We start from the raw sequence: 847 nt of genomic DNA, 5'->3' as shown, positions 1-847 counted from the left end.
TATCAAAAGGAAATGTTGGCAGCCGAGCAAGAGGGGCGGATAGGGCGTGTTGCTCGTGACCCTTTAATGCAAATACGTGCTTTTTGGGATATTGGGGGGACAGGCGCCAAGGCAGATGCCACGGCGATATGGATAGCACAGTTTGTGGGGCGAGAAATTAGAGTGCTTAATTATTACGAAGCACAGGGACAGCCATTATCCGAGCACATAGGCTGGTTACGTCAGAATGGCTATGAGAAGGCATTGATGGTTCTCCCCCATGATGGTGCAACAAGAGACCGTGTACACAATGTGAGTTTTGAGAGTGCTTTAAATGATGCGGGTTTTGAAACGCAAGTCATTCCTAATCAAGGGGCAGGTGCTGTTAAGATGCGAATAGAGGCGGTGCGACGTATTTTACCTTCAGTATGGTTTAACGAAGAGACAACCGTAGCGGGTCGTAAAGCACTGAATTGGTATCATGAGAAATGGGATGAGAAGCGCAATATTGGCTTGGGAGCAGAGCATGATTGGTCCAGTCATGGTGCGGATGCCTTTGGGTTAATGTGTGTGGGGTATGAACAGCCGATGCAAAAACAGAAGAGACCAGCTTATAGCGGTAGAGAAACTTATGAAAGCACGTCATGGATGGCAGAATGATATATGATGAAGAGCATTTAGAGAAAGAAAGTAACGCATCAGATTTGTCGACAGAAGGTTTGTTTAGCAAGCTTGTGAGCTGGTACAAAGAAGATGTTGAGCATGTGAACAAATGGCGCGAACATGCAAGAGAGGATTTTCGATTTTACAATGGTGATCAGTGGAATGAGGCTGATTTAGCGGCGTTAAAAGAGCAACGCCGCCCCGT

2 pseudogenes are annotated in these 847 nt (G+C 46.5%); both read left to right on the top strand.

Annotated features, from left to right (window positions below):
- Positions 1-639, top strand: a pseudogene (locus ACFIL3_RS10660) (PBSX family phage terminase large subunit); the annotation flags it as partial.
- Positions 624-847: pseudogene (locus ACFIL3_RS10655) on the top strand (phage portal protein); the annotation flags it as partial. The pseudogenes ACFIL3_RS10660 and ACFIL3_RS10655, both read left to right, overlap by 16 nt.

Origin of the sequence: Bartonella sp. CE47NXGY, from assembly GCF_042195415.1 — a bacterium.
Taxonomy (GTDB): domain Bacteria; phylum Pseudomonadota; class Alphaproteobacteria; order Rhizobiales; family Rhizobiaceae; genus Bartonella.
This window is presented reverse-complemented; position numbering and strand designations above follow the sequence as displayed.